We start from the raw sequence: 26883 nt of genomic DNA, 5'->3' as shown, positions 1-26883 counted from the left end.
ATGTTAAATTTGATTTTTACGGCAAGATAGGCACTTAGCTCATAACCCTGAACTGCCCACAATCATTGCTGTGCTTACCCTTCCCTTATCTTTTCTTGCCGTTCGTTATGTGTAATGTTGGTAACTGTATAAGGATGATATTTCACAGGAACCAGTGAGGACATTATGATAAGGAAGAAAATTGTACAACAACTCCTGGAGTGGATTGAGTACATCCATATTTTCTTTTTAAAAAATGCTCGCGTTCTCCACGCAATCGTTTTCAGCGCGAGCATTCATCTATTGTCTTTATTCTTGCGCAGAACCTAAAATCTGATAAAACATTGCCGCAAGAACATCTTCCCGAAACTGATGATAATAAATATCTTCGTCAGACCTGGTTGACCGTTTTTTTCTGCCGGTTTTTGATGACGCCAGGTTGATACTCCATGTGCGCTCATCGACGACCCCTTTTGCTACCTGGCCGTTGTGGCTATAATCAAACTGCTCCATCAGCGCGTTCACAAGTATCACCAGCGAATCCGCATTGTTCATTTTTACATACGCGCCAAGCATGGGATGCTCTCTTACCCTGGCTTGTGCAAGTGCACGATCCAGCTCGGTAAGTGGAGTAAAATCCTTAGGCTTCCAGGCATCAATAAAGAGCTGTTTCTGACCGAGAGCGGCATAAGCGCTCTCCTTTTCCAGTGCGTATTGCCCAAATGAAGCGTGATGTTCCGGCAATTTGGTAAAGCCGGTAGTGAGCTGATTGAGATAGCTGAAATCATCACTATGAGTAGCGAGATGGCTCATTTCATGCATAAGCAAACTGGCGATATCCGCTTGCTGCATTAATTTTGGCAGGAGGATCATTATGCGTGCGGCAGGATCCTGTGCCAGAACAAAAGCCTGCATTGTCATTGGTGTAAAAGGCGTCATCGGAACAACACGCGCTAATTGCTGCTCGACTACATGATAATTCGCGATTTTGTACAAACGCTCTGCGAGAACATCAAGTCGCTGATATGACTCGCCCAGAATACGCGGATTGGTTGAGTTGACAAAACGAGCCAGCGTAATAAGAATATTCTCGCGGATCATAGGATTATTTTTCGCTTGCATCAATAATACTGCCAGTTTTTCCGCTGTCGAATGTAACTGGAGGAATTCGGATTCTATTTTTGCGATTTGCGAGAGGTTCACTATACCCGCCCCGCCCGCCTCCTTAAGTAAAATAAAATTATTTTTTACGATTTTCATATCTTTGGAGTTTTCAAGAAAATCTGTTACTAATTTATCCCATTTACTAATATATGCTTCGGGCGCGTCCATTAGTGGCATCCACTTTGAGAGTGGGTAGAATTTTTCAATATCTGTACCCGTATTGCGTAAGTAATGGGCACGTATCATTGCTTTATCGATTGCTTCATTACCCGATTTCCCCATAGGAGGAGGATCCAGACGAGGAATTTTACTGAGTTCGCTTTGCAGGTTGGGATTACTTTCGATACCCTCACGGATACTTTTTGACAAAGGTTCGACATCTATATTATCCAGTACTTTCTGGATATCCTCATACTTGAATTTAAAGGACGTCATTTTCTCTTGCCATGCCTGAGGCACATAGATATGGCGGCCATGTTTCGGATAATTAGCTGGTGAAATTGAGGATTTCTCTTCGGCAAGTGCTAAGTTTTTCCTGGCAATCTGATCTGGCAAATCGAAATCCGCATAGGTTATTAATAGGTCGTTTCTTTCACCTTTCTTAATCATATCGCGAAGCCATTCATCTTCTGGAACATAAATGCAGGAATAGTCCTTGCCATGTGTAACTATATTGATGACTACCCTGTCTGTTTCTCTTTCTCCGACTACAGTATATCTATTGCGAATTAAATTATATTTGATGTCTTCCCATTCTGTGATTACCCGATAACGTGTTTTAAATTTTAATAATTCCAACGCTTGCTTGATATCGTAAAGACGCTCTTGCTGAAAGAGAAAATCCGTGATTCGGCCCATACCGTGGGCAACATATGTTCCTGAGCTGCCTGCAATGGGTTCAAACGCACCATTGTTTGCGGGCAGATTATCAAATTTGCGGATCATTTCATCAAGGTCGTGCCGGGATTCCTTGCTAAGAGTTGAAGGTTTCGTCGCGGGCCTTTTTAATTTTCTCAGTCCATTCCTGGTGAGCGTATCTTCGAGCTTTGTTTTCGTAAATTGAAACCATTGTGGCAATGTGGTACGAAAAGCCGTGCTACCTAAACGAGTGAGGCGTCTTGCTGCTGTTTTAATTAGAGGACCGGCAACTTCGGAGACAATATTTGTCCCGACTTCAATGGCTACAGCCATCACCATCGCCTGAATATAAACTTCACGTTCATCATCGCTATCAGCCTGCGAATAAAGCACAGCATGCGGAACGATATCCAGAAATAATGATGTCGCAATCGATGCCAGCACCCAAACCCATGCAGGCCCGCCAATAATTAATGTTGCCCCCATCAACAATACGCCAGAAACAATGGACAAGGCATTAAGGCGTTCGTAAATAATTGAACGTGTTAGCTCGGCATCGGAAAAAATAGCGGTATCGTAAAGATCCTTAATATCCTCATGGTACAAACTGATTAGGCGTTCGGTAAGTTCTGATGCAGGGGGTGTAATGAATGTAAATGGAGCAATTAAATTTTTAGTACCATGCATCGAGTCGGTATAATGATAACCGAAAGCATTGTTTACCTGTTCCAGATTGCGGCCCGCCCGGGTTGTTCGATATCTGGACATAAAGTCATGGAACTCTTTTTGACTTTCAATAACCAGCTTATTGCGGGTTTTTATCTCTTCTTTTCCGGCAAGGATTGTTCTTACAAAGCCTGGCCAGGTGGCTTCATAATAATCATTATCCCATACTGATAAAAAAACACCTATTTGCAAACCGTTTAACCCACCGAGTACGGCTTTGTTCGCCGGGATGAAAATCACCCCCGATAACGGGACGCCAAACCAACGCACTATTTGCGCTTCGATTTTACCTTGTAAAAACATCGCCATTGCATTAGCAAAAATATCATGATAGTCATCAGATGACTGGATGGCGTTTTTCCTTGCAAGGTAATTAAAGGCTGACTTTCTGATCATAATTCGATAGAGATCTCGTAGTGCTTGCCTGTCATCTATAAAGAGCGAGTCGATATGTTTATCTATTTCTCCACTAATGCCATTTTCAAGCCGTTCTCGTAGTGATGAAGAAAATGAGTCTGGCCAGAAAATACGCGACTTAGTATTGTATTTTTGATCGTATTCCCGATGAATTCCTCTGACAATTTGCTGCAGACTATAAACCCTAGGCGGTCTGTTCTTCCCACCAAAACCATCAAAACTCTTTATTTCTTCATCAGGATGGCGTGGGAAGTCGACATTAAAAAGCGATGCTGAATTGTATTTGTCATTCTGGCTGTAATATTTTAACGTTGTTTTTATCCATGACTCAATAAATTGCTCGGGGTTAAGAATTTCCCTCTTCGCAATATAAATCATGTTATCGACCGTCTCCTCCAGTGCCGCTTTCAGTTTTTGCTGAGTATAGACTTCGGCATTGAATCTTTCTGTAGGTAAAGCCCCGGCGGCTTTTGCTTTATTGCGAACATACCTCCAGTTAATCCATTTTAAATCTGTTGTGGTTTCGTTTGCCGGGAGAGGTAGTATCGGTACGTTTGTTTTTTCCCTTATGCGGTTATTATCAAGTTGCTCTTTTTTTCTCCACCACAGCGGCACTAGTTCAAATACGATTTTGTTATAATCACTTAAGTATTTATTTTGCTCCTTTATGCGCCATGATCCTGATATGTTTTCCCTGATTATATGCCTGAGCTGTTCATCCAGCACAGCATAATTATAAGTTTGTGCTATATTGTTATTTTTTAGCCCATCACGAATTCGCCCTGCGGTGAGAATACTGGTTCCTGCATAAAAATTAACGACATTAATTACGTCACTATTTCCCTCCCAGGAAAGAATTGTTGAATCAATAAAGCTTTTGATAATACTTTTATAGTCATTGGTGAATTTCGACATGTCGATACTATCCAGCCAGGGTATAGGGTAGTTATCCCAGAGAAACTCATTAAAAGCGATACCCTGGTCTGGCCATGTTGTTTGATTTTTTAATGCCTCACCAATACGCTCGTTTTCATGCGCAGTAAATACGCTTAACTGAATATGGCGTTTCTGTAGATTATTATTTTGTTTTATTAACTCGCGCAGTGCCGATGGCTCAATAGCATTGTTATTCCAGTCGCTATTGAGATTTTTTATTATCGAACCCGTATTGCGTGCGGCGTAAGCGTATTCCACAGACTGCTTATTATCCATGCGCAATAGTATCTTCGCCCAGTCATGCAAAATTTTTTTATAAAAGAGTTCATAATACTTTCCCAGGTGCAGCCATGTTGCCACCGGCAGACTCGCCTCAGGAGGAAATAGAGCTCTGTCGGTGGAAATTGCGCGAGATGCTGCCAGAAGTTTCTCCTGAAAAGGAGGGCTAAATGTTTCAATAGCGAGTTGATCCATCCGCGTAAACCAGGCATCAGCAAGGGGAAAGCTTTCTCGTGGCGCAGCCAGACTAAAATTTTGATGAGCCTGAGGGCCGGATTTGAGTAGTGCCAGCAGCGGTATTTCCGCGGAACCGGTCGCAAGCTGTTGCTCTCGACGTGACCAGTAATCCCGTCGTGATAGCGTTTCCTGTCCGGTTTCTCGTTTTACTTTGCCCACAGGAGGTGATAGCAATTCAGCTGTATGGACCTCTTCTTCTGACTCGTAAACCTCGTGATCGGCTTTAGTAAATCCATATTCGCTGATAGGGAGCCGCGTATGGTTTTCCGATTGCGTAGCGATAGTGTTTAAGAGCCAGTTTTCCAACACCGTTCGCTCGTTATCATCAAATATGTCGCTCAGATCGGCCTGTTCTTGCGTGAGATCGTGTGGTTTTTGGCTACCGAACATCGAATACCAGGCATACCCCATAAGGGCGACTACCGAGGTGCCCAGCGCCGCCTGCCCTGCGCCACGCCAGCCAAGGCTTGCAACAGTGGGCAGCACCAGTGCAGCCGCCAGGCTTTTATCGCTGCTCCCTGACGAGACCGGCTGCTCTGTGCCATCCGGTGAAAGGGCACGGCGAGAGGCGACTACGCCCTCTTCTCTCACCTGCTGTAATGTGGCAGCGGAAAGTGAGAACTGGCATGTGTCCAGCGGTTTCCAGTCGTTTAATTGCCTGGCTGGCGCTTCTGCACACGACCACGCATCGCGCTCCAGCAACACTAAACCTTTTGGCTGCTGATGAGGAACGTTTTCCTGAATGCATAAATAATCTTTGCCTGCGCTGGCTGCTGGCAATTGGCAATGTGCTGTTGCGTGTTGCGCCATTGAATCGATCTGTTGCCAATAATTACTGATACGGATAACTAAATTTGCCAGATAAGGCGGCAGTTGCAAAAAACGTCTTTGTGGGGCCAGGGGAGCGCGCATCCAGTATTTCAGCGTAATTGCCGTGATTGCCAGCGCGGTAAAAAGTGAACCGTTGGGACTGTTTTCATCAATATTCAGGAACTGATTAATAAAACCCTCTCCCGCCCAGTCGATAATCGTCTCGCGGGCAAACTGTGCCAGTTGAGAAATTATATTCCCCTCGGCTAATAGATGACTTGTTGCCAGACCGAGCGTGTTTAACACGGCGATATCAATATTTTCTTTATGTATAATTGCATTATATAAACTGTATGCGGCATTGATTAACTCAACTGGCAGAACAGGAAGCCCCTTGAGTAGCACTTGCAGAATAAATTGTTTTTGCTTTAAATCCGCATACTGACAGACCATCTGCTGTACGGAGCGGCGGCAATCTTCGGTAAATGGAACAAGCGTTTCAGGTGCCTCTTTGGTACAGAAGCATGATTCATCAAGCGTGAATGTGCGCTGACTATAAAAATATTTATTTTGCTCATTTTTTAACGGAAAAAACAGATTTATAAAATCATTGTAAGAGGCGAACCCAGGTAAAGAAACAGGCATGGCATCTTTCCTTTATTAATTATTCGTGAAGGATTTATAGATTATATCTTCGGGTGGAAGACTATTTTCGAATATAAAGGTATTGCCTGCTTAAATATGTCACGAAACGTTTTAATTAATTATTTTGTTGTGGTTCGCTATTTGCCAGGAAGGTTGTGAAAAACAGGTAAAATAAGGAGCGGGTTGCGCTCCTTATTGCTTATTACTGCCTTATGAACAGCGCGAGACTGCGGCCTTCGAGGTCGTAATCTTTTTCCCGGTTAATGACGATACCGCGTTCCGCTTTTTCAGATGTTGAAAGTTCCAGAACCCAGCCGCCTTCGCCAAACTGAGGAATGCGAAACGGCACATTGCCCTCGAAGGGGTTGAACAGTATCAGTACATCGTGCCAGATCCCTGCTTTATCCTGCAGATCGCTGCGACCAAGATAGACGCCGAGCGTTGAGCCTTCTTCCCACTGTTCCGGCTGTTGAAAGCCGCCGCCTGCGTTGAACCACTTAATTTCCATGCCATCACGCCAGTTTTCGCGGCGTAATATAGGCTGCTGATGACGCAGTTTAATCACTTTGCGGGTAAACTCGCGTAGTGCCTCGGCGCTCGCCGGTAAATTCTCCCAGTGCACCCAGGATATTTCGCTGTCCTGGCAATAACCGTTATTGTTCCCCAGTTGGCTGCGGCCAAACTCATCGCCCGCCAGTAGCATCGGCGTGCCGTGGGAGAAAAACAGCGTCGCAAGGAAGTTGCGCTTCTGACGCTCGCGCACAATATTGATGCCCTCATCATCAGTCGGCCCTTCGACACCATAATTGTATGACCGGTTATCATTGTGGCCATCATTATTATCTTCGCCGTTCGCTTCGTTATGCTTTTCGTTATACGAAACCAAATCGTTCAACGTGAAGCCATCATGCGCGGTGATAAAATTGACGCTTGCCCAGGGGCGACGGCCACGAGTGTCGTAAAGATCGCCGGAGCCGAGCAGGCGGGCCGCAAAATCGGTTGAGACGTTATCGCCCTTCCAGTATTCACGCACGGTGTCACGGTATTTATCATTCCACTCCGCCCAGCCAGGCGTGAATCCCCCCACCTGATAACCGCCAGGCCCGATGTCCCAGGGTTCGCCGATCAATTTCAACCGGGACAACAACGGGTCTTGCGTCATGGCATCAAAAAAACCGCCGCGCTGATCGAAGCCCTGCGGTTCACGTCCCAGAATGGTGCCTAAATCGAATCGGAAACCGTCAATTTCCATCGTGCTGGCCCAGTAGCGCAGGGAATCCATCACCATTTGCAGCACGCGCGGGTGCGAGGTGTTTACCGTATTCCCCGTACCGGTATCATTGATGTAATAACGGTGCTGATCGGCAATGGTGCGGTAATAGGAGAAGTTATCAATGCCTTTGAAGGCAAGCGTTGGTCCCAACTCGTTGCCCTCTGCCGTGTGGTTATACACCACGTCAAGGATGACTTCGATTCCGGCATCATGAAAGGCGCGCACCATGTCGCGAAAGCCCTGCATCCCTTTCGGCCCGTAATAACGTGAGGCAAGCGCAAAAAATCCGAGCGAGTTATAACCCCAAAAATTTTTAAGCCCCTTATCGAGCAAATGTTGATCGTCCGGGAACCAGTGCACCGGCAACAGCTCCACGGAGGTGACGCCCAGGCTTTTAATGTAATCCACCGTGGCTTTATGCCCCATGCCTTCAAATGTGCCGCGTAGTTCAGGAGGAATGGCCGGGTTGAGTTGCGTGAATCCTTTGACATGCGTTTCGTAAATAACTACTCGGGGCCACGGCACAACCGGGCGGTTACCGTCAGCTTTGCCTGCAAACTCGTGCGGATCGATAACCCGGCATTTCGGGGTAAACGGTGCGCTGTCACGCTCATCAAAGCTCAGATCTTTATCTTCGTGATAAAGATCATAGGCAAAGTGCGCGTCATTCCACTCGATTTCACCCACCAGCTCGCGGGCATAAGGGTCAATTAACAGTTTGTTGGGGTTAAAACGATGCCCGTTTTCCGGATCGTAAGGGCCATACACACGGTAGCCATAAAGCGCGCCCGGTTTCAGGCCAGGGACATAACCGTGCCAAATCTCATGGGTATATTCAGGTAGCTCTAAGCGGGCAATCTCCTTTTTGCTCACCGGATCGAACAAGCATAACTCCACGCGCTCGGCGTGGGCTGAAAAGAGTGCGAAATTGACGCCTTCACCGTCGTAATTTGCGCCAAGAAGATGGCAATCCCCTGCAAATATTTGAAAAGGCTTTCTTTTTGACATATCTCCCTCTTTATCCCGAGACGGGACTCTCACATAAACAACTGTTTATTGACCTACGTATACCAACAAAATCATGTGCTTATTAATATTACCGGTGAGAAGTTTCCGGCAGACTTCGGCACATAACGCGCCGTCAATTCGATCTCTTTGCCGCTCAGCATGTCGCGATAACGGCGATTTATCAGTTCCTCAGGTATGGCTATCTCAGCCTGCATGACACCTGTACCATCGTCCGAGATGCCAAAAACAAGGCGCGGAGCGATAACAATCAACGCCTCCTCTTCGCCCACCCGCGCATAAGCAATAACGTTGTCTGCTTGCGCCCCGCTGGCGCTAAGTGGCACATAATAACCACGACGGAACAGCGCGGCTTTTTGCTGGCGCAGTGTAAGCAGGGTTGCGATAAGATGCTGCTTCAGTTGCCCGCTCAGCCACCCTTGCGGTGTGTAGAGCACGGATTTATCGTCTTCGGCCAGTAGTTGCTCCAGCGCCGAAAAGTCAGGTGGAAGCCGGTTATCCGGATCGACCAGGCTGAAATTAAGCGCTTCGCTTCCCTGGTAGATATCCGGCACGCCCGGCGCGGTGAGTTTTATGACGGTCTGCGTCAGGCTATTAACCAGCCCCGCATGGATAAAAGGTTGCAGTGCGGTGGTGAAATCCGCCAGAAAAGCCTGATTCCTAAGCAGATGGCGCACGTAATCCAGCACGGCGTTTTCATACGCATCGTTGGTCCCGGCCCAGTCGGTGCGCAGCTTTGCTTCGCGCAGCGCTTTCTCAATAAACGCCACGAAGCGTTCTTCAAGCGCGGCCAGGCCATCGGTATCATCAGGCTTGAGCGAAACCGGCCACACCCCTGCCAGCGCCTGAAAGATCATCCATGTCACCTCAGGTTTCGGCGCGGCGCCATCTTCCAGCATAACAACCTGCTGTGCGTTCATCTGCTGCCAGCGTTTGACGCATTGCGCCCAGAGTTGTGGGGCTTCGGTCAGGGTATACAACCGTGCCCGCGCGTCTTCGCCACGCTTGGTGTCATGGGTCGAGGTGCAGGAAAGCGCATCGGGTTGCTGCAAAAGACGGGTTTTCATTTCGCTATGGAAACGGTTGAGATAGAACGCGCGAGGCAAAGGTTCCGCCCCAACCTCATTGAGCGCAAGATCCATGTTCTGGCGAAAAAAGAGCGTATCTTCCACTGATTTCGCCATCAACGGCCCGGTCAACTGCTGAAAACGGGTACGGAAAACAGCCGCATTGGCGCGAGCAGCATCGGACACCTCCTCCGTGAGAACGTTGACAAGGAACTCGAGCGCCGCGCTGTCAGGCGCAAACGCGCCATGTCTGACCTTATCAGCCACACGACGTAGCAACGCCTGGTCAGCTTGCGGCATCCCCTGCTCAGTTCCGTAAGTGCGGTATACCGGAAAAGCAATCAACAGCTCCCGCAGCGCCTGCTGGATGTTGGCGTCATGCAGCGACGCGTTTTCTGCTGCGGCAATCTCCTGTGCCAGCGCTAATAGCCGGTTGAATTCTCCTGCGAAATTACGATCGACCATCAAAAATTTGGCTGCCCGCAACTCTGCTTTCATATCAACGTCCTTGCCGATGTTTTCGACGTAGGCGCTGCGCAGCTGCGGAATTTTTTCATCATCGACCAGCACATCGGAGAGCGAATCGATAAATTCGTAACCAGTTGTGCCAGAAATGGGCCAGTCGTCCGGGAGTTGTTCATCGTGGCCGAGGATCTTTTCAACGGTGATATAACATGCCGGGCCGACTTTCTGGCGCAGGCGATCCAGGTATGCTTTTGGATCAGCAAGACCATCAATATGATCCACACGCAGCCCGTCGACGGCACCTCTATGTACCAGCTCAAGGATCAGTTGGTGGCTATCGTCGAAAACCGTCTCATCTTCCACTCTGACGCCCACCAGCCCGGTGATTTCAAAGAAGCGCCGGTAAGAGAGGTTGCTTGCCGCATCCCGCCAGCACAGCAATTGCCACGGTTGTTGGTCATGCAACTGCGCAATTTTCGCTTTATCGCTCAGGGATAAAATTGCCTCTTCGCGCCCTTCCCAGCTTTCCGGTACCAGAGAGTAAAAGCTTTCATAGTAGGCCAGCGCAGGTTTACCACTTTCAGGGGAGCGTTTGATACTTATCTCGCCCTTTTCCAGCGCGTTCTCGAACGAATCCCCCAGAAAAGGCAGCGTCAGGCGGCGTGACCAGTCGATATCAAAATGGTGTGCGTAGCGGCTTTTTTCGCCATATTCAAGCACATCGAGCCACCAGGGGTTCTCCATGGATGCCGCCATATGGTTAGGCACGATATCCAGGATAAGGCCCAACCCGGCTTGCTTAAGCGCGCGCACCAGTCTGTCGAAACCTTCACGCCCGCCAATGTCCGGATCGATTTCATTTGTGTTGGTGACGTCATAACCATGCGTCGAACCGCTGGTGGCGGTGAAAATGGGGGAAGCATAAAGATGACTGATACCAAGTTGTTTGAGATAAGGTATCCGCTCTGCGGCGCGATCGAAGGTCATGCCGTTGCGAAACTGGATCCGGTATGTTGCGGTCGGGATCATTTTATTACCTCCCTGGCGGCCAGGCGAACAATGACAGCATTTTGCGCCAGCTCATGGCCCGCATTCCCTGAGGAAAATACCGTCTCGCCAGGGAGTTCGGGTAGCGCCTGCGAATGATTGGCGATATTAAGCGCCATCGATAACGTGCCCTGCGGGAAATCCCAGCGCACACAGACAAACCCCGGCGCGGTTTTTACTACCTGGCCGTGCTGCGTGGTCGCGGTAGCCAGCAGCGGCACGATATGTTTTTGCCGCAGCGCCAGGAGTTGGCGCGTCAGTGCCAGCCACTGCTTGCCCTCTTCACTGTCGCGCTCTGCCCAGTTTAGCCGGGAGCGCTCAAACGTCTCGCGGGCGTTCGGATCGGGTACGCTTTTCTCTGCATGCCCCGCATGCCCTTGAAACTCTTTCGCCCGCCCTTCGCGCACCGCCTGGGCCAGTTCGCCATGAAAATCGGTAAAAAATAAAAACGGGTGCGTTTCACCGTACTCCTCGCCCATAAACAGTAGCGGAATATGCGGTGATAACAGCAGCATGGCGCACAGGGCTTTGGTGCGCCCGACGCCCGCCAGTTCAATCAGCCTCTCTCCCTGTGCGCGATTGCCGACCTGATCGTGGTTTTGTATAAAATCAACAAAGGCAACCGGCGGCTGACCCCGGCTATCAACCCCTCGCTTCTCGCCACTATGGGGCGAAAATTCGCCCTGCCAGGCAAAGCCTTCGGTAAGTGTTCGCGCCAGTAATTTTTCCGGCTGATGGGCAAAATCGGCGTAATACGCGTGCGTTTCGCCGGTGGCAAAGACATGCACCGCATTGTGGAAATCATCGTTCCACTCGGCGGTATACAGCGGGGCCGCGCCGTCTTTTTCGCGCGGATGCAGGAAGATAACGTTGCGAGAATCTTCAGTTGTCAGGTGAATCGGTCGCCCGGAAACCTCAGCACGAATGCGTTCGGCTATCTCAATAAGTACATGTTTTTGAGCGCTGTCTTTGATTTGATCAATCGCATCAAAGCGCAGGCCATCCAGATGGTATTCCTCAAGCCAGTAGAGTGGCGCTTCAACGATATATTTTCGCGCGGCGTCCACGTCATACGCGATACCCGCTCCCCAGGGCGTCTGGCGTTGCTGATGGAAAAAATCGGGTGACAGCAGCGGCAGATAATTGCCTTGTGGGCCAAAGTGATTCAGTACGATATCCAGTACGACTGACAGACCATAACCGTGTGCCGCATCGATAAATGCTTTGAACTCATCCGGGCTGCCATACGCAGCGTGCGGTGCATAGAGCAGCACGCCATCGTAACCCCAGCCGCGATCGCCGCCGAACTGCGCAACCGGCATCACCTCAAGCATCGTGATGCCCAGTTCCGCCAGATACGGTAACTTTGCGATGGCGGCTCTGAAGGTGCCCTCCGGGGTGAAAGTCCCGATATGCAGTTCATAGACCACGGACTCTTCCCAGCGATGCCCCTGCCAATGCGTGTTTTGCCAGGCATAGGCTTCAGGATTGACCACCAGCGAAGGGCCATCCACATCGGCTTTTTGTGCGCGGGACGCGGGGTCGGGCACCACGGTGCCGTCAGCAAGTGAATAGCTGTATTGCGTCCCCGCTGCCACATTTTTAGCAATGGCTTCGTACCAGCCATCTTCCCCAGCGCTGCTCATGGCAATTTTTTCACCGGCAAGGTTCAGGGTGACGGCATGTTGCCCGGTTGCCCATAAGCGGAACCGAACAGTATCTTCAGCGATGTATTCAGCACCCCATGTTTTAGCGAATGATTTAGTTACCATGCAAATACCTCACCAGGATGTCATGAAAATCAATCATAGACGTTAATTCGGAATGTGATGGGGCACATCCAGGATTCAGGTGCGGTAAAACGGGCTAGTGGTGGGGATTAAGTATGCTGAGTCAATAAGTTACAGTGATTCAATCAATGTTATAAGGCGTGCGTGTAGCACGATTTGTGGCGGTATAAAATGGGTAAGCTGGCGGCGTGAAAACCACGCCGCACACTGTCAGCAATCGGCTGAATATGCCCTGTCTCGCTGTGCTTCAATCTCTTTTAAGCGAGTGGATAACACGCCAGTTAAATGTTGCCAGGCGATACTGCCAAGCGGGACGCGCAGCGGCGGTTCTGGTGCATCGGCAACGGAGAGGATGGCATCAACGGTGCGCTGTGCATCGCCTTTGATTTCAACACTGCCGCTGGCGATGCCGCGACGCATTTCGCCCGCAGGTGTATCGTCATATACCGCCAGCGGTGTGGCGTGATCAAGACCAATGCCAAAACCGGTCTCTGTCGGGCCAGGTTCGGCGATAATAATATCGATCCCAAAGGGTTTGACCTCCTGTGCCACCGATTCGAGAAAGCCCTCTATGCCCCACTTACTGGCATGGTAGAGGCTGAAATTAGGGTATGCTACCTGCCCGCCCTCCGAGGAGACCTGGATGATGCGCCCGCCTTTTTGCGCGCGCAATAAAGGCAAAACGGCTCGTACCAGCTGGATGGAACCGGTCAGGTTGGTGGCAATTTGCCGCTCAATCTGGGCATCGCTGACCTCTTCCGCCGCGCCAAACAGACCGTAGCCTGCATTACTCACCACCCGCTCGATTGGCCCCCAGGTGGCAAAAGCATGTTCCAGGCTTTGACGCATTGCCGGGATGTCGGTCATATCAAAACAGCAGATAAACAGCCGGTCGGTATATTTATTTTGCAAATCTTTTAGCGCATCCGGGCGGCGGATACAGGCCACCACGCTATCGCCGCGCGCCAGTAATGTTCGCGTCATGGCCAGTCCCAGGCCGGATGATGCGCCGGTAATTAACCAGGTATTCATAGATGCCTCCGCTAACTCAACAGTGAAGAGATAGCTTAGTGCGCGCCTGATGCTAAGATAAGACTCAACAATCAGCATGAAGTGGTGAAAATTTTTCAACAATGAAAAACGTAAGCCTGGCCGATTTGAAGGCGTTTTTATGCGTAGCACAGCACCGCAGTTTTCAGCGCGCGGCCACTGAGCTTGGCCTTTCGCGCTCCTCGCTTAGCCACGCTATGCGATCGCTGGAAGCACGGCTCGGCGTGCGTCTGCTGCATCGCACCACACGCAGCGTGTCGTTAACCACCGAAGGTACGCAATTGCAGCAACGGCTGCTCCCGCTGTTGCACGATCTGGATGAGGTACTGGATACGACGCGCCTGGGGGCGCATCAACTGCGCGGCAGCCTGCGTATCAACAGTAATGAAGGCGGCGCCCGCTGGCTGCTCAGGCATGTTGTTCCGCAATTTCTGCACGATAATCCGCATGTACAACTGGACTTGCTCACTGAAGGCCGTCTGGTCGATATTATCGCCCAGGGTTTTGATGCCGGAGTGAGGCTGGCGGAAGCTGTGCCGCGCGATATGATTGCAGTACCGTTTGGCGGCACCATTCGCTTTATCGCGATAGCCTCGTCGGATTATCTCCGGTGCGAAGGCGAGCCATCGGTACCGGCTGATTTACTTGCGCATCGCTGTATCTGCCAGCGATTGCCCGGTGGCTCGCGTTATCGCTGGGAGTTTATGGCGAACGGGAAATCACTGAATGTGGATGTGCCGGGGAATCTTTGTCTTGATAATAGCGCGTTAATGGTTGAGGCTGCGGTGATGGGGTTAGGTATTGCTTTTGTGCCTGAACCCTTTGCCCGTGGCGCGATTGATGCCGGGCAGGTTGAAATCATACTGGAGCGCTGGACGCGGCCAATTGACGGGCTGTGTCTTTATTATTCAGGGCATCGCCAGGTACCGGCAACGTTAAAAGCGTTTATTGCTGTTATTCAGGAGGCTAAGCGGCGAATTGAACCGACATATGCTTCGCCCTCCCCGTAATCATCACCTTGATAAGGACTGAGATATGAATACTCGCCCGCCTTTGCCACCGTTCAGCCGTGCTACCGCTATTGAGAAAGTGCGCCTGGCAGAAGATGGCTGGAACAGCCGCGACGCTGAAAAAGTGGCGCTGGCCTATACCCTTGATACTCGCTGGCGTAATCGTACAGAGTTCGCAAATAACCGTGATGAAGCGAAAGCTTTTTTACAGCGAAAATGGAAAAAAGAGCTCGATTACCGGCTTATCAAAGAGCTGTGGGCGTTTGAGGGTAACTGTATTGCGGTGCGCTATGCGTATGAATGGCACGATGACTCCGGGAACTGGTTTCGCTCGTATGGCAACGAAAACTGGGAGTTTGCGGAGGACGGCCTGATGCAACGTCGCTTCGCCTGCATCAATGATATGCCTATTAAGGAGTCCGAGCGCCTTTTCCACTGGCCGCTGGGACGACGCCCGGATGATCACCCAGGCCTGAGCGAACTGGGTCTGTAACAGACTGTCGCAAAACGTCGGAAAGGAAGCGCCCTTTCCGACGTTAACGGGCTTATGAATTCATTACCCTTTGTCCATTCACCCAGACTTCAGAAATATTACTTCTCCTGGTGTTATAAATGATTTTTTGCAGGACATCGTGGCTTGTATCTTCGCCCTCGTTAATAAAAATATCGGAATCCGCACAGTTGGTTTTAATCACCAGCGCATCAAACAGAAATCCCTCTTTCAGTTGCCCCACGGGCAAAGAGAGTACTTCCCCACCACCGCCGGTTGCCAGCCAGAACGCTTCTTTAAAGGTAATGGCTGAGCCAGGGCGGCCGCGTTGCGCTGCCAGAAGTTCCGGGTCCACGCCATCATTGAGCGCCTTACTTGCGGTAATAGCATGGCGGCAGGCATCAAAAACTGAAGGGCTGTGTCCGGCAGAGATATCCGTTCCGAGGCCCACATGAAGCTGTTTATCCAGAGCCATACGTAGCGGAAATACACAATTCGCGAAATAGAAATTTGAGAGTGGGCAATGGGCGATACCCGCACCGGCCTGTTTGATGGAGCCCATATCCTCTTCATTGATAAGATTGCTGTGCGCAAGAATTGTTTTTGGGGTTAACAGGCCAAAATATTTCAGGGCCTGGGTATCGGTCATACCGTAGCGATCAAGCACATAATGATGCTCCCAGTCCCCTTCGGAGCAGTGAGTCTGAACGTGGCAGCCAATTTCGCGGGCAAGTTTGCCTAACTCTACCAGCAGTTCAGTCGTGCAGGCCGGGATAAACCGCGGAGTGATAACTGGCAATACCCTGCCTTTTTCATTGCCGGGCAGCTTTTGTAACGCATCGATAAATTTTCTGCATGCATCAACGGCCTCTTTTACCGAGGTTTCACAATAATAATCAGGGCACTGATCCTGGTTATCCATCGACACTTTGCCAACAAGCGCCCGCTGCCCTTGTTGCAGGCAAATTTTCGCCAGTTCCAGGCTGGCATCATGATGAATGGATGAGTAATAAACCGCTGTGGTTGTGCCGTGCGCCAGCAGCGTTTTGACCAGGTGGGAATAGACCTTGCGGGCATAGCTGGCCGATGCGTATTTTGCTTCAAGCGGAAAGGTATAGTCCTGCAACCATTTATCCAGCGGACGATCCAGTGCTTTGCCAAGATTTGGCCATTGCGGGGCGTGAATATGCAGATCGATAAACCCCGGTAATAAATATTCGCTCCGCGGATGTTCGAGCAAAACACCTGCAGCTTTTAAATATGCAACGATTTCAGAATAGTCACGCTGCGTATGCTCGATAATTTTGACGATATAACCTGCGTCATCTAAAAAAATAATCGCTTGTTCTTTGAAAACAATATCGCGTGCCGAGCTGGCAGTAAAAAAACTGGCCCTGATGGCTTGTTTAAAGGGTTTCAGACTTGTCAGTTTGTTCATTAAATATCCCTATATTTCAATGAAATGAAAGCATAGCGTTGCCAGCGCTGTTGGCCCGCCAGCCTTGCTGTCGATAACCACAACGTGTGATCATAACATGCGATTTTCGCACCAATATTAAATGAAACAGAAACGAATAATGCCTCATTGCAGGTGTTCACTTTATTTTATACGCAGTAATGCGCTGCTTTCATTCTTAATACTTATCATAAAGTGAACACCTTGATTAAATATGAAGTTTACTGGCTTGCAGAAAATATTGCTTTCCCGATACGGGCAATTGCTTCATTACTTTGCGGCATGCTTGCGGATGTTTGCGTGATATAAACCGATACGATTAGCGGCTTACGCTTTTCCGGCCAGACGATGCTGACAATGGACCGCGAGCCATACGCCCCCGCTCCGGTTTTATCGGCAATTGACCAGCCCGCAGGCAGCACGGAACGCAGCAGTGCGTCCGCCACTTTGTCATCACGCATCCACTGAATTAATTGTTCACGCGATGCAGGTTTGAGGACATTGCCCAGCGCCAGTTTTTGCACTGTGTGGCTGATGGCAACCGGTGTAGTGGTATCCCGTTTATCGCCCGGTATAGCGCTGTTCAGTTCAGGTTCAAGGCGATCGAGGTGTGTGACACTGTCACCTGTTTCTGCAAGAAAGTTATTGATTGCTTGCGGACCACCGAGCTGCGTAATCAGCAGATTGGCGGCGGTGTTGTCGCTGTAACCGAGTGCTGCCGCACAGACTTGTTGCCAGTTTATGGTCGCGGGGGCGACAAATTTCTCAGTGATCGGGGAATAATCCACAAGCTGATTTTGGGTAAACTGGGTGGTGTCAGAGAGCGCAACGTGACCTTCATCCACTTGCCTGAGCAGCGCACCGCAAAGCAGCGCCTTGTGCGTACTGTTATGCGGGAAACGTTCATCACCGCGATAACTGACGGTTTGCCCATCAGCGGTATCAATCACGGCAATACCGATCCGCGCATTCAGTAATTGTTCTTCCTGTTTTGCCACGCCAGCCAGTCGGGCAGCGTCGATAGTCGCTGACTGGGCGTTTAATGTGCATAAAACCAGCGCTGCACCGAGTGTCTTGCTGAATGAAAACATGAAGATGTTCCTGTAAATGATAAGATTGAGCTAAGCACATCACGCAGAATGAATAATGTATAACACGGCGTTAATTTATAAAAATTTTGGAGAACCGCTATCGGTATTGCAGCGGGTAACCACGCAGCCCGGCGCGCTGACAGAGGGTTACCTCCGGGTTGAAATGTTGCTTGCTCCGGTCAATGCATCCGATCTTATCCCGATTACCGGCGCATACCGCCACCGCATCGCGCTGCCTGCTGTTGCGGGTTATGAAGGTATGGGACGCGTGATTGAGGCAACACCCTCTTTTTCTCATCTTATTGGCCAGCGTGTACTACCACTGCGAAGTAGCGGAACCTGGCAACGCATCGTTGATTGCCTCGCCTCGCTTGCCATTCCCGTGCCGGATGATATTGATGACGCACTGGCCGCCAGAGCCTGGATCAACCCACATGCCGCACAGCTGATGCTTAAACATTATCCCTGCGCCGGGAAAGAGGTGATTGTTACCGCAGCCGGAACGGCTTGCGCAATGCATCTCGGACAGTGGGCATGGCTACAGGGAGCAAAAAACGTTACCGGAGTTTACCGATCGGCTATTCACGCACAGCGGTTGGTTGCGCTGGGTATCACACCCGTCAGCGAAAAGGATACCGATACCTTGCGAGCATGCGCGAACCGTGGCTGCATTGTTTATGATGCGGTCGGCGGTGTGCTGGCGGATACCCTGCTGGATGCTATGCCGGACAACGCACAGTTTGTCAGCTATGGGTTGCTGAGCGGGCAACCTTTTGCTATTTCCAGGAAAACACCGACAATCCACTGGTTTCATATCCGCAACTACCTGGCCGGGTTATCTGATACAGACTGGCAACAAACCTTCTCTGAGCTCTGTCCAACGCTACGGAAAAGTTACGTCAGTGATACAACGTACTTTCCCCTGCACGCGTGGCGAAAAGCGCTGGACTTCTATTACAGCGCAGGAAGAACGTCGAAACCGATGCTGACGTTCAGTCAGTGCTGGCGAGTCTGACAACGCCGGGCGAAGCGCCGCTTGCCCGGCTCGTGAGTATTACAACGCAATGCGGATGACATCATCCGGTTGTGTGGCTTCTTTTTCCCGGCTGGAAGCCTGTTTCACGCTGATATACAGGGTGTTGCCATCCGGTGAGAGCGCAAGGCTATTCGGATGAACAGGTGTTTCGAAGGTTTTCACCACTTTATAGTTTTTGCCATCAATCACACTGACTTTCCCGGCCTGACGATGCGTAACATAGGCTTCATTGCGTGCGGGGTTGAATAACACCGCCAGCGATTCCGGAGCCGGGATATTCTGCAGCACCTTGCCGCTGCGAATATCCACGACCAATACTTCCGGCTGTTTGCTATCGGTAATGAATGCCCGGTTACCTGCGGCGTCCAGACTGATATTCAGGTAAAAATGCTCTTTGCCATCATCCTGTAGTTTCTTACGCGTGATAATGGCATGATTGCGGGTATCAATTGTCAGCAGTTCGCCCTCAGCATTGGTTACATACAGACGCTTAGCTGCAGCATCCACCGTCAGACCGGTGCTAAATTTACCGGTGTTAACAATGGTGGTTTTCAGTTGCAATGTGGAGCCATCAACAACCCAAATTACGCTCTCTTTACCGACCCCGGTGATATACACGGTATTGGTGCTTTCATCGACTACCAGTTCGCGCGGCTGCAGCGGATGCACTGTTTCAGAACGTTTTCTCGCATCCAGCACCACGCGCCCTTTAATATTGCCGGTTGCCGCATCGACTGCCGTCACGGCACCATCGGTAGTATTGCCAAACCACAGCGTTTGCGTGCGGGCGTTAATGGTCGCGCCAAACGGTTTAAGATCGCTATGTATGGCCTGAGTGATTTCAAGCGTAACGGGATCCAGGCGATATACCACGCCGCCTTTGTCCATTTTGCGGCTCTGTGAAGTGGCCAGCCAAAGCGCATTTTCCTGCTGGCTGAAGGCCATTTCATAGGCACCTTTACCCACCGCTTTGCGCAGCATCTCTTCGGCGGCATGTGTGCTGAATGAGCCTGCCAGCAGCAATGACCCGAGTAATAAAGAACCACGCAGGCGCGGTGTGAAAATATGACGTAAAGACATGACGACTCCCTTTGATGAACAATAATGTTACGTTGTCACAAGCATCCAGTGCGCGAAAAATACGCTTCGCTTATTGTTGTAGGTGAGAATAGTAATCATTAAACACTGGAAAGTAGAGAAAAAAATGCACCTGATAACCTGGAACTGGAATCCGGCTCGCAAGGGAGCCATTTTTAGGGGGATCAGGAGGTGTATATGAGCGTTTTTTATTCATTTTTTCGCGGGTTATCTGCTAAATCAGAGGCAGGCATTTCATGCAGGAGAGATAAAATATGCTATCAGTCAATCAAAGCACATCGTCATGTTCAGGGAGCTCCAGGATAAGCGCTTGCCCTGCACCCAGTGCACCGCCAGATCCAGACGCGTACTATGCCATCTGGTCAACATGGGAAAAACAAGCACCGCAGGGCCGTGCTGAGCAGCGCGAGATGGCGGTTGCGGCGCTGTGCGACTGTCTTGCGCGAAAATCCCTTACCTTAGATTTATCCCGGCTGAATCTTAGCTCGCTTCCCGAAGTGTTGCCTGACCATATTGAAGTGTTGAATGCCTACGAGAACGAACTTGCGGTTTTGCCTGCAAACCTGCCTGCCACTCTCTCATCGCTGAGTATTTCTGATAATAATCTGATCGAGTTACCCGGGACGCTGCCGGAAAACCTCACCTGGCTGAGCGTCAGCTGCAATTTGCTGGCTTCCCTGCCGGAAAGAATGCCTGAAGGTTTAATGAACATGAATCTTTATAATAACTTTTTACAGGCATTACCTGATAACCTGCCCTCAACCCTGACCCGGCTGGATCTCAACGATAATCAGCTTATTTGTCTGCCTGATAACTTGCCGGCATCACTGCGCGATCTGCGTGTGGCCGACAATATGCTTATGTACCTGCCGGAGCAGCTACCGTGTGCATTACAGTATCTGGATGTGCGGGATAATTTACTCGCCACCTTCCCTCCGTCCATTATGGATTTGCCGCCGCAAGCCCATGTGAATGCTGAAGGAAACCCCCTTTCTGAACGCACGTTACGCGAGCTATTTAGCATCGCCAACGATCGTCATTATCGTGGGCCGCAAATCCTTTTCTCCTTAGCCGTCGATCGCCAGCGGCCAGCAGCGCGTTCACTTTGTGAGGCGGTTGCTGACTGGCTCCCGCCTGAGCAGTGGTCTGCATTTGAAAATGAAACCAACGCGCAGGCGTTTTGCCTGTTTTTAGATAGACTTGCACAAACCAAAAACACGCAGGAAAACCCAGCGTTTCGCGAGTACGTGGCAACCTGGCTGCGTAAACTGGTAACAGACGAGATCTTGCGGGAAGAGACGTTTGCTCTGGCTCAGGAATCGACATCAAGCTGCGAAGATCGCGTCACGCTGGCGTTCAACGCAATGCAGCAAGTTGCGCTGGTACGTGAGGTAGAAAACGGCGCATGGGACAGCAAACTGACGGCGCTGATCACCACCGGGCGGGAAATGTTCCGTCTGGAACAAATTGAGCATATTGCGCGCGAAAAGGTAAAAAGCCTGCGCTTCGTTGATGAAATCGAAGTCTACCTTGCCTATCAAACTGCGCTACGCAGGGAGTTACAGCTTAGTTCAGTCGCTGAGCTGATGCGCTTTTGTGACCACTCAGGCGTCACGCAGCAGGATATCAATTACGCCCTGGCTGAAGTCAGAAATAAAGAGAACGGGGAATTTGCTGGCTGGTTACCCGGTTGGGCGCCCTGGAAAAGCGCGCTGCAACGCCTCTACCCAGAGCTGATTGCACGGCTACAAAACCGGCACGAGGCCGCATTTTGTCAGCTTTTTCCACGCCGTCTGGAAGAAGAACTCACCGCCGCTGGCGTTAGCACAATTCCGGATGCTGAAGCGTTTGTGGGCAAAACTATCTGGGATCAGATGATTCACGACCAGAATATTGCCATCACCCGTGAAGTCATGCTCCACCGCTATCTTTCTGAAGAATGGACGCCGGTAAGCGCGCTGGATGCCGTACGGGAGCTGGCGGCAATCGCGGTTATCAGCCCGCCGCTGGCGGCCAGCATCATGCAGGCGGAAACCGCAAAAGGTGAAAGTATAAGCAGTCAACTTGCCGTGCTTACCGAAACGGGTGGGATGGTGCCACTTGTTGATGCCTGGGTTGCGTTGCTTTATCTGTTGTACGAGCACCATCAGCTCAGCGGCGAACAGGTCACTTCCCAGCTATTGCCGCAAGGAAAAGGTTCTGGCGACAAGTCACTTGTTTATGCCATCGCTGGCGCAGCCTGGTCCTCAGGTGCGGCAACGCGGCTTTGCGCCCTGCTGGCAGAGATAGCGCTTAACGAAAAAAAACTGCGCGCGCGTATTGTTAAGGGGCTGTCTGCTGAGCAGGCCGGCGGATTTCGCTGGCTGCAACTGGCGCGCCCGGCGGATTTCTACAAACTGGCAAAGCGCGCCGAAAAGTTCTGGCCGAACGAGCCTGCAAAAGCTTTGCTCAGGCAGAGCGGGCTAATCCCGCCGCACCGCGAGCTTTATCGTTTGGCATCACCCAAACTTGAGGTCTGTATTGAGCATGAGGACGGTTTTGCTTCGTTACAGCGAAAAATTAACAGTGAAGTCACCATCGCTACAATGGCAGCCTGGGAGGCAAAGGAGAAAGAAAAGGCCGCGATAAATCGGGCAAAAAGAGCTGCTTTTGCCAGTGTGAAAGAACGCTAATTCTTATAAAAATACCTGTCCCGGCAGAAAGAGACCCTCTTTACGTAATATAGTCGGTACAGCAGTAGATAACAGAACGTGCAACGTGCTTTTAATGTTTTCATATGTTTTACATTGACCTAACATTAAAGGCTGTGTCTATTAAATTCGGTCTTAACATGAATATTTTTTGTGCAACGCGGCAAAGTTTACCGTTGTTGCTGCTTCCTGCTGTTTTTTCGCCCACGGCTTTCGCGGCGGCTAATGAAACCCTGATTGTCAGCGCTGCACCACAAACTGTATCTGAACTTGATACACCTGCAGCAATCAGCGTGGTTCAGGGAGAGGATATCCGCCATGCGGCACCACGGGTAAATTTATCAGAATCCCTTGGCAGCGTGCCGGGGTTACAGGTGCAAAACAGGCAGAATTACGCGCAGGATTTGCAACTCTCCATTCGTGGGTTTGGCGCGCGTTCAACCTATGGCGTGCGCGGACTTCGCCTGTACGTGGATGGTATTCCGGCCACTATGCCGGATGGCCAGGGGCAGACGTCAAATATCGATCTCAACAGTGTAGAAAGTATCGACGTACTGCGTGGCCCCTTCTCCGCCCTGTATGGCAATGCTTCCGGCGGCGTGGTGAATGTCACAACACAAACCGGGCGCGAGCCGACGACGATAGAAGCCAGCAGCTATTATGGCAGCGATGCCAGCTGGCGTTATGGTCTGAACGCCAGCGGTGCCATTGGTGATGGAACCCAGGCTGGCGATGTGGATTACACCGTCTCGAGTACGCGTTTTGTTACTCACGGCTATCGTGACCGTAGCGGCGCGCGTAAAAACCTGGCAAATGCCAGACTCGGTGTGCGTATCGATGATGTGAGCAAGTTAAGTTTGCTGTTTAACAGCGTCGATATTAAGGCCGACGATCCCGGTGGCCTGACCTATGGCGAATGGAAGGAAAACCCGCGCCAGTCCCCGAGAGCGCAGGCATTTCATACCCGCAAGACCATCAAACAAACCCAGGCGGGTATGCGCTATGAACGCCAGCTCAGCGAACAGGATGATGTTAGCATGATGATGTATGCCGGTGAGCGCGAAACTACCCAGTTTCAGTCCATTCCTCGTGCACCTCAGCTCAATGCAACACATGCCGGTGGCGTGATTGAACTGACGCGTCACTATCAGGGTATCGTTACCCGCTGGACGCATCGCGGCGAGCTGGGCGTGCCGGTCACCTTTACCGGTGGCCTGAACTACGAAAATATGAGTGAGCAGCGCAAAGGCTTTGAAAACTTTGTGATGAGCGGCACGACGCCGGAGTATGGTCAGAAAGGTGACCTGCGTCGTAACGAGCGTAACCTGATGTGGAACGTCGATCCCTACCTGCAAACGCGCTGGCAGCTGACAGACAAGCTGTCGCTGGATGCAGGTGTGCGCTACAGCTCAGTATGGTTCGATTCAAACGATCGCTATATCACGGCGCAAAATGGTGATGACAGCGGTGATGCCAGTTATCACAAGTGGCTCCCGGCAGGTGCGCTGAGATACGCCGCAACGGATGCGTGGAATCTTTATATTGCAGCAGGCCGCGGTTTTGAAACACCGACCATCAACGAGCTGTCTTATCGCCCGGGCGAGCAAAATGGGTTGAACTTTGCCCTGAAGCCCTCCACCAATGATACGGTTGAGATTGGCAGCAAAACGCGTTTGGGTAATGGTTTGTTGTCCGCGGCGCTGTTTCGCACCGATACGGATAACGAAATTGTGACCGATACCAGTAGCGGCGGGCGCACCTCGTATAAAAACGCCGGGAAGACCCGTCGCCAGGGGGCGGAGCTCTCTTTTGATCAGCAGTTTGCCGGTAACTGGCGGGCAAAAATGGCCTGGACCTGGCTGGACGCCACCTATCGCAGCGAAGTCTGTAATAGCGGCAAATGTAACGGTAACCGTATGCCGGGCATTGCGCGCAATATGGGGTTCGCTTCCCTCGGTTGGGTGCCGGACGAGGGCTGGTATGCCGGGGCGGATGTGCATTACATGAGCGATATTATGGCTAACGACACCAACAGTGCCAAAGCACCCTCTTATACGGTAGCCGGTATTAATACGGGTTATAAATTCACCCACGGACGCTGGATGATGGATATTTTTGGCCGGGTCGATAATTTATTTGACCGCGAATATGTCGGTTCGGTGATTGTGAACGAATCCAATGGCCGCTATTACGAACCGGCTCCTGGTCGTAACTATGGCGTAGGGTTATCTGTCGCCTGGCAGTTCGAGTAACAAAAAGCCCGGTCATCGCTGACCGGGCTTTTACTCAGAACGTTGTCCAGCCTTCATCGGCCGTTTCACTTCGTGTTTCCTGTGGCGCTTTCGGTGGGGATTTCATCCCTGGCTTGAGCGTTTTCACGCGCGGTGCTTCACCGTTTTGATCCAGACGGAATGTTGCCACCAGCTCTTCGAGCAGGCGCGCCTGTTCTTCCAGCGATCCTGCCGCTGCCGAGGACTCGCTCACCAGCGACGCATTCTGTTGCGTGGTGCTGTCCAGCTCACCCACCGCACGGGCGATTTGCTCAATTCCCCGGCTCTGCTCTTCAGACGCCGAAGAAATTTCACCCATGATATCGTTAACACGCGTGACGGATTGCACCACTTGCCCCATGGTTTCACCCGCTTTTGCCACCAGTTCGCTACCGATATTGATGCGTGAAACAGATTCGCTTATCAGTTGCTCGATATCTTTCGCCGCCTGAGAACTCCGCTGGGAGAGGCTACGAACCTCACTGGCCACCACGGCAAAACCACGTCCCTGTTCCCCTGCGCGGGCCGCTTCCACGGCGGCGTTAAGCGCCAGGATATTCGTCTGGAAAGCGATGCTGTTAATTACGGCGGTGATATCAGCAATTTTATTCGAGCTACTGTGAATATCACCCATGGTATTGACCACTTCGCGCATTACGCTGCCCCCCTCACTGGCGGTCTGCGAGGCCTGGGCCGCGAGACTGCTGGCATTACGGGCGTTGTCGGCGTTGTTTTTCACCGTTGCGGTCAGTTGTTCCATGCTGGCGGCAGTTTCCACGACGGCTGCAGCCTGCTGTTCGGTGCGCGAGGAGAGATCCGTATTGCCTTCGGCGATTTCTGTTGCCGCATGGGAGACCTGGGTCACGCTGTTACGCACCTCATAAATCATATCGCGCAGGGTATCATTCATGCGTCCCATCGCACCGGTCAACTGACCCAACTCATCGGTACTTTCAGCACGGATCTGCGAACTGAGATCGCCGCTGGCAATGCGCTCGGCCAGCGCCAGGTTACGATCGATTGGCCGGGTTATCTGACGAATGACCCACCAGGAGACAATCACGCCAAGCAGGATGGCAATTGCGCCAATAATCGCTGCAATGGTACTGGAGCTGTAAGCCAGTTCATCGTTGTGCGCTTTAACAATCTGGATTATCTCTTTAAGTGAAGCACTGCTTTTATCACCGCCCACTTTAACGCTATCTTCGGCACGCTTAAGCCCTTCCCAGGCAGTTGAGTAGTTCTGACTCAGTTTCTGATATTTCACCGTATCGTCCCATAAGGATTGTAGCGGTGAGCTCAACTCGCCCGGTAACTGCCCGGCCAGTGCCTGAACGCTTTTCTGTGTTTCATTGAAGCGGGCGTTTAACTTATCCAGCGCGTCCTGTGTGGGGCTAAAACGCACAACCAGCGCAGCATCACGCACGCCGCTGATGGCAAAAAGTTGTTCATAAACCTGGCTCATTACGCCTGGGTCAGCCACAGGTGTGCGGACCAGTGCTGAATAGTGTGCCGACTGATCGACGGCAGAGAGCGTATCGAGCTCCTCGCGCACGCTACGAAGCGCGGCAGTGGCTTTTTGCATCTCGCCAATACTGCTTTGAAATTCATTAAGGTGGGTGGCAACGTCGCTGATTATCTGTTTTTCTTTCGTTGACCAGGACATATTATCGGCGCTGGCCGTTAACTCAGAAGCATGTCGCACATAATTAGACATCACCTGGCCTGACTTATCATCACCATAGAAATATTTCAGGCGATTTATCTTTGCCTGAAATACTTCAATATTGATGTTGTACATCAGATTTGTTTTTTCATAGACGTCGCGGATTTCTTTAAATCGCAACATACTAAGGATGGTGGCAATAGCAACCAGAAATAATACCAACCCGAACCCTACCGACAGCTTTTTACTAATTTTTATATTACTTAACCGCTGACTAAATGACATTCCGGACTCCTTGCTAAACACC

14 protein-coding genes and 1 pseudogene are annotated in these 26883 nt (G+C 50.8%); 6 read left to right on the top strand and 9 right to left on the bottom strand.

Translation table 11 applies throughout. The features are described 5' to 3' along the window. Window positions 1-288: 288 nt before the first annotated feature. The 5 genes from ACTU3N_RS10245 to ACTU3N_RS10225 form a co-directional block, all read right to left on the bottom strand. Complete coding sequence (locus tag ACTU3N_RS10245; protein WP_443086020.1) at window positions 289-6051, bottom strand: hypothetical protein; 5763 nt, start codon at window positions 6049-6051, stop codon at window positions 289-291. Between the two features lie 202 nt (window positions 6052-6253). Beyond that, on the bottom strand, window positions 6254-8332 hold the full coding sequence (gene glgX, locus ACTU3N_RS10240; protein WP_443086019.1) for a glycogen debranching protein GlgX: 2079 nt from the start codon (window positions 8330-8332) through the stop codon (window positions 6254-6256). 71 nt (window positions 8333-8403) lie between these two features. After that, window positions 8404-10911 carry a malto-oligosyltrehalose synthase gene (gene treY / locus ACTU3N_RS10235; RefSeq protein ID WP_443086018.1) on the bottom strand — a complete coding sequence of 836 codons (2508 nt, stop codon included), beginning with the start codon at window positions 10909-10911 and terminating at the stop codon, window positions 8404-8406. Continuing rightward, window positions 10908-12701: a malto-oligosyltrehalose trehalohydrolase gene (gene treZ, locus ACTU3N_RS10230; protein WP_443086017.1), complete on the bottom strand. Its 1794-nt coding sequence runs from the start codon at window positions 12699-12701 to the stop codon at window positions 10908-10910. The genes treY and treZ overlap by 4 nt, the downstream gene beginning before the upstream one ends. A 228-nt stretch (window positions 12702-12929) precedes the next feature. Beyond that, on the bottom strand, window positions 12930-13751 hold the full coding sequence (locus ACTU3N_RS10225; protein ID WP_443086016.1) for an SDR family oxidoreductase: 822 nt from the start codon (window positions 13749-13751) through the stop codon (window positions 12930-12932). 101 nt (window positions 13752-13852) lie between these two features. Here ACTU3N_RS10225 and ACTU3N_RS10220 point away from each other — a divergent pair, with 101 nt between their 5' ends. Further along, window positions 13853-14779, top strand: a complete 927-nt coding sequence (locus ACTU3N_RS10220; RefSeq protein ID WP_443086015.1) for a LysR family transcriptional regulator — start codon at window positions 13853-13855, stop codon at window positions 14777-14779. Window positions 14780-14804: 25 nt separating this feature from the next. Next, window positions 14805-15272, top strand: coding sequence for a nuclear transport factor 2 family protein (locus tag ACTU3N_RS10215; RefSeq protein WP_443086014.1), 468 nt, complete (start codon window positions 14805-14807; stop codon window positions 15270-15272). Between the two features lie 52 nt (window positions 15273-15324). Here the strand turns inward: ACTU3N_RS10215 and guaD are convergent, their stop codons facing one another. After that, window positions 15325-16707: a guanine deaminase gene (gene guaD, locus ACTU3N_RS10210; protein ID WP_443086013.1), complete on the bottom strand. Its 1383-nt coding sequence runs from the start codon at window positions 16705-16707 to the stop codon at window positions 15325-15327. 239 nt (window positions 16708-16946) lie between these two features. Continuing rightward, the gene (gene bla, locus ACTU3N_RS10205; RefSeq protein WP_443086012.1) at window positions 16947-17816 is read right to left on the bottom strand and encodes a class A beta-lactamase; all 870 of its coding nucleotides are present in this window, start codon (window positions 17814-17816) and stop codon (window positions 16947-16949) included. A gap of 55 nt (window positions 17817-17871) precedes the next feature. On the opposite strand from bla, the gene ACTU3N_RS10200 reads away from it, so the two are divergent. Further along, window positions 17872-18831, top strand: a complete 960-nt coding sequence (locus ACTU3N_RS10200; protein WP_443086011.1) for a zinc-dependent alcohol dehydrogenase family protein — start codon at window positions 17872-17874, stop codon at window positions 18829-18831. A gap of 39 nt (window positions 18832-18870) precedes the next feature. Here ACTU3N_RS10200 and yncE read toward each other — a convergent pair whose 3' ends face one another. Next, window positions 18871-19932, bottom strand: a complete 1062-nt coding sequence (yncE, locus tag ACTU3N_RS10195) for a 7-bladed beta-propeller protein YncE (RefSeq protein WP_443086010.1) — start codon at window positions 19930-19932, stop codon at window positions 18871-18873. A 272-nt stretch (window positions 19933-20204) separates the two neighbouring features. Between yncE and ACTU3N_RS10190 the strand changes: the two are divergent. The 3 genes and pseudogenes from ACTU3N_RS10190 to pqqU all read left to right on the top strand — a co-directional run. Beyond that, window positions 20205-20360: pseudogene (locus tag ACTU3N_RS10190) on the top strand (leucine-rich repeat domain-containing protein); the annotation flags it as partial. Then, entirely contained in the window at window positions 20361-22622 is a 2262-nt protein-coding gene (locus ACTU3N_RS10185; RefSeq protein ID WP_443086180.1) for an NEL-type E3 ubiquitin ligase domain-containing protein, read from the top strand. It begins immediately after the preceding pseudogene. 158 nt (window positions 22623-22780) lie between these two features. Then, window positions 22781-24892, top strand: coding sequence for a TonB-dependent receptor PqqU (gene pqqU / locus ACTU3N_RS10180; RefSeq protein ID WP_443086009.1), 2112 nt, complete (start codon window positions 22781-22783; stop codon window positions 24890-24892). Window positions 24893-24926: 34 nt separating this feature from the next. Here the strand turns inward: pqqU and ACTU3N_RS10175 are convergent, their stop codons facing one another. Then, a complete protein-coding gene (locus ACTU3N_RS10175; RefSeq protein WP_443086008.1) occupies window positions 24927-26861 on the bottom strand; it encodes a methyl-accepting chemotaxis protein in 1935 nt (644 codons plus the stop codon). Window positions 26862-26883: the final 22 nt, after the last annotated feature.

The sequence above is a fragment of the Vagococcus sp. WN89Y genome, from assembly GCF_052220145.1.
In the GTDB taxonomy this organism is placed as follows: Bacteria; Pseudomonadota; Gammaproteobacteria; order Enterobacterales; family Enterobacteriaceae; genus Kosakonia.
This window is presented reverse-complemented; position numbering and strand designations above follow the sequence as displayed.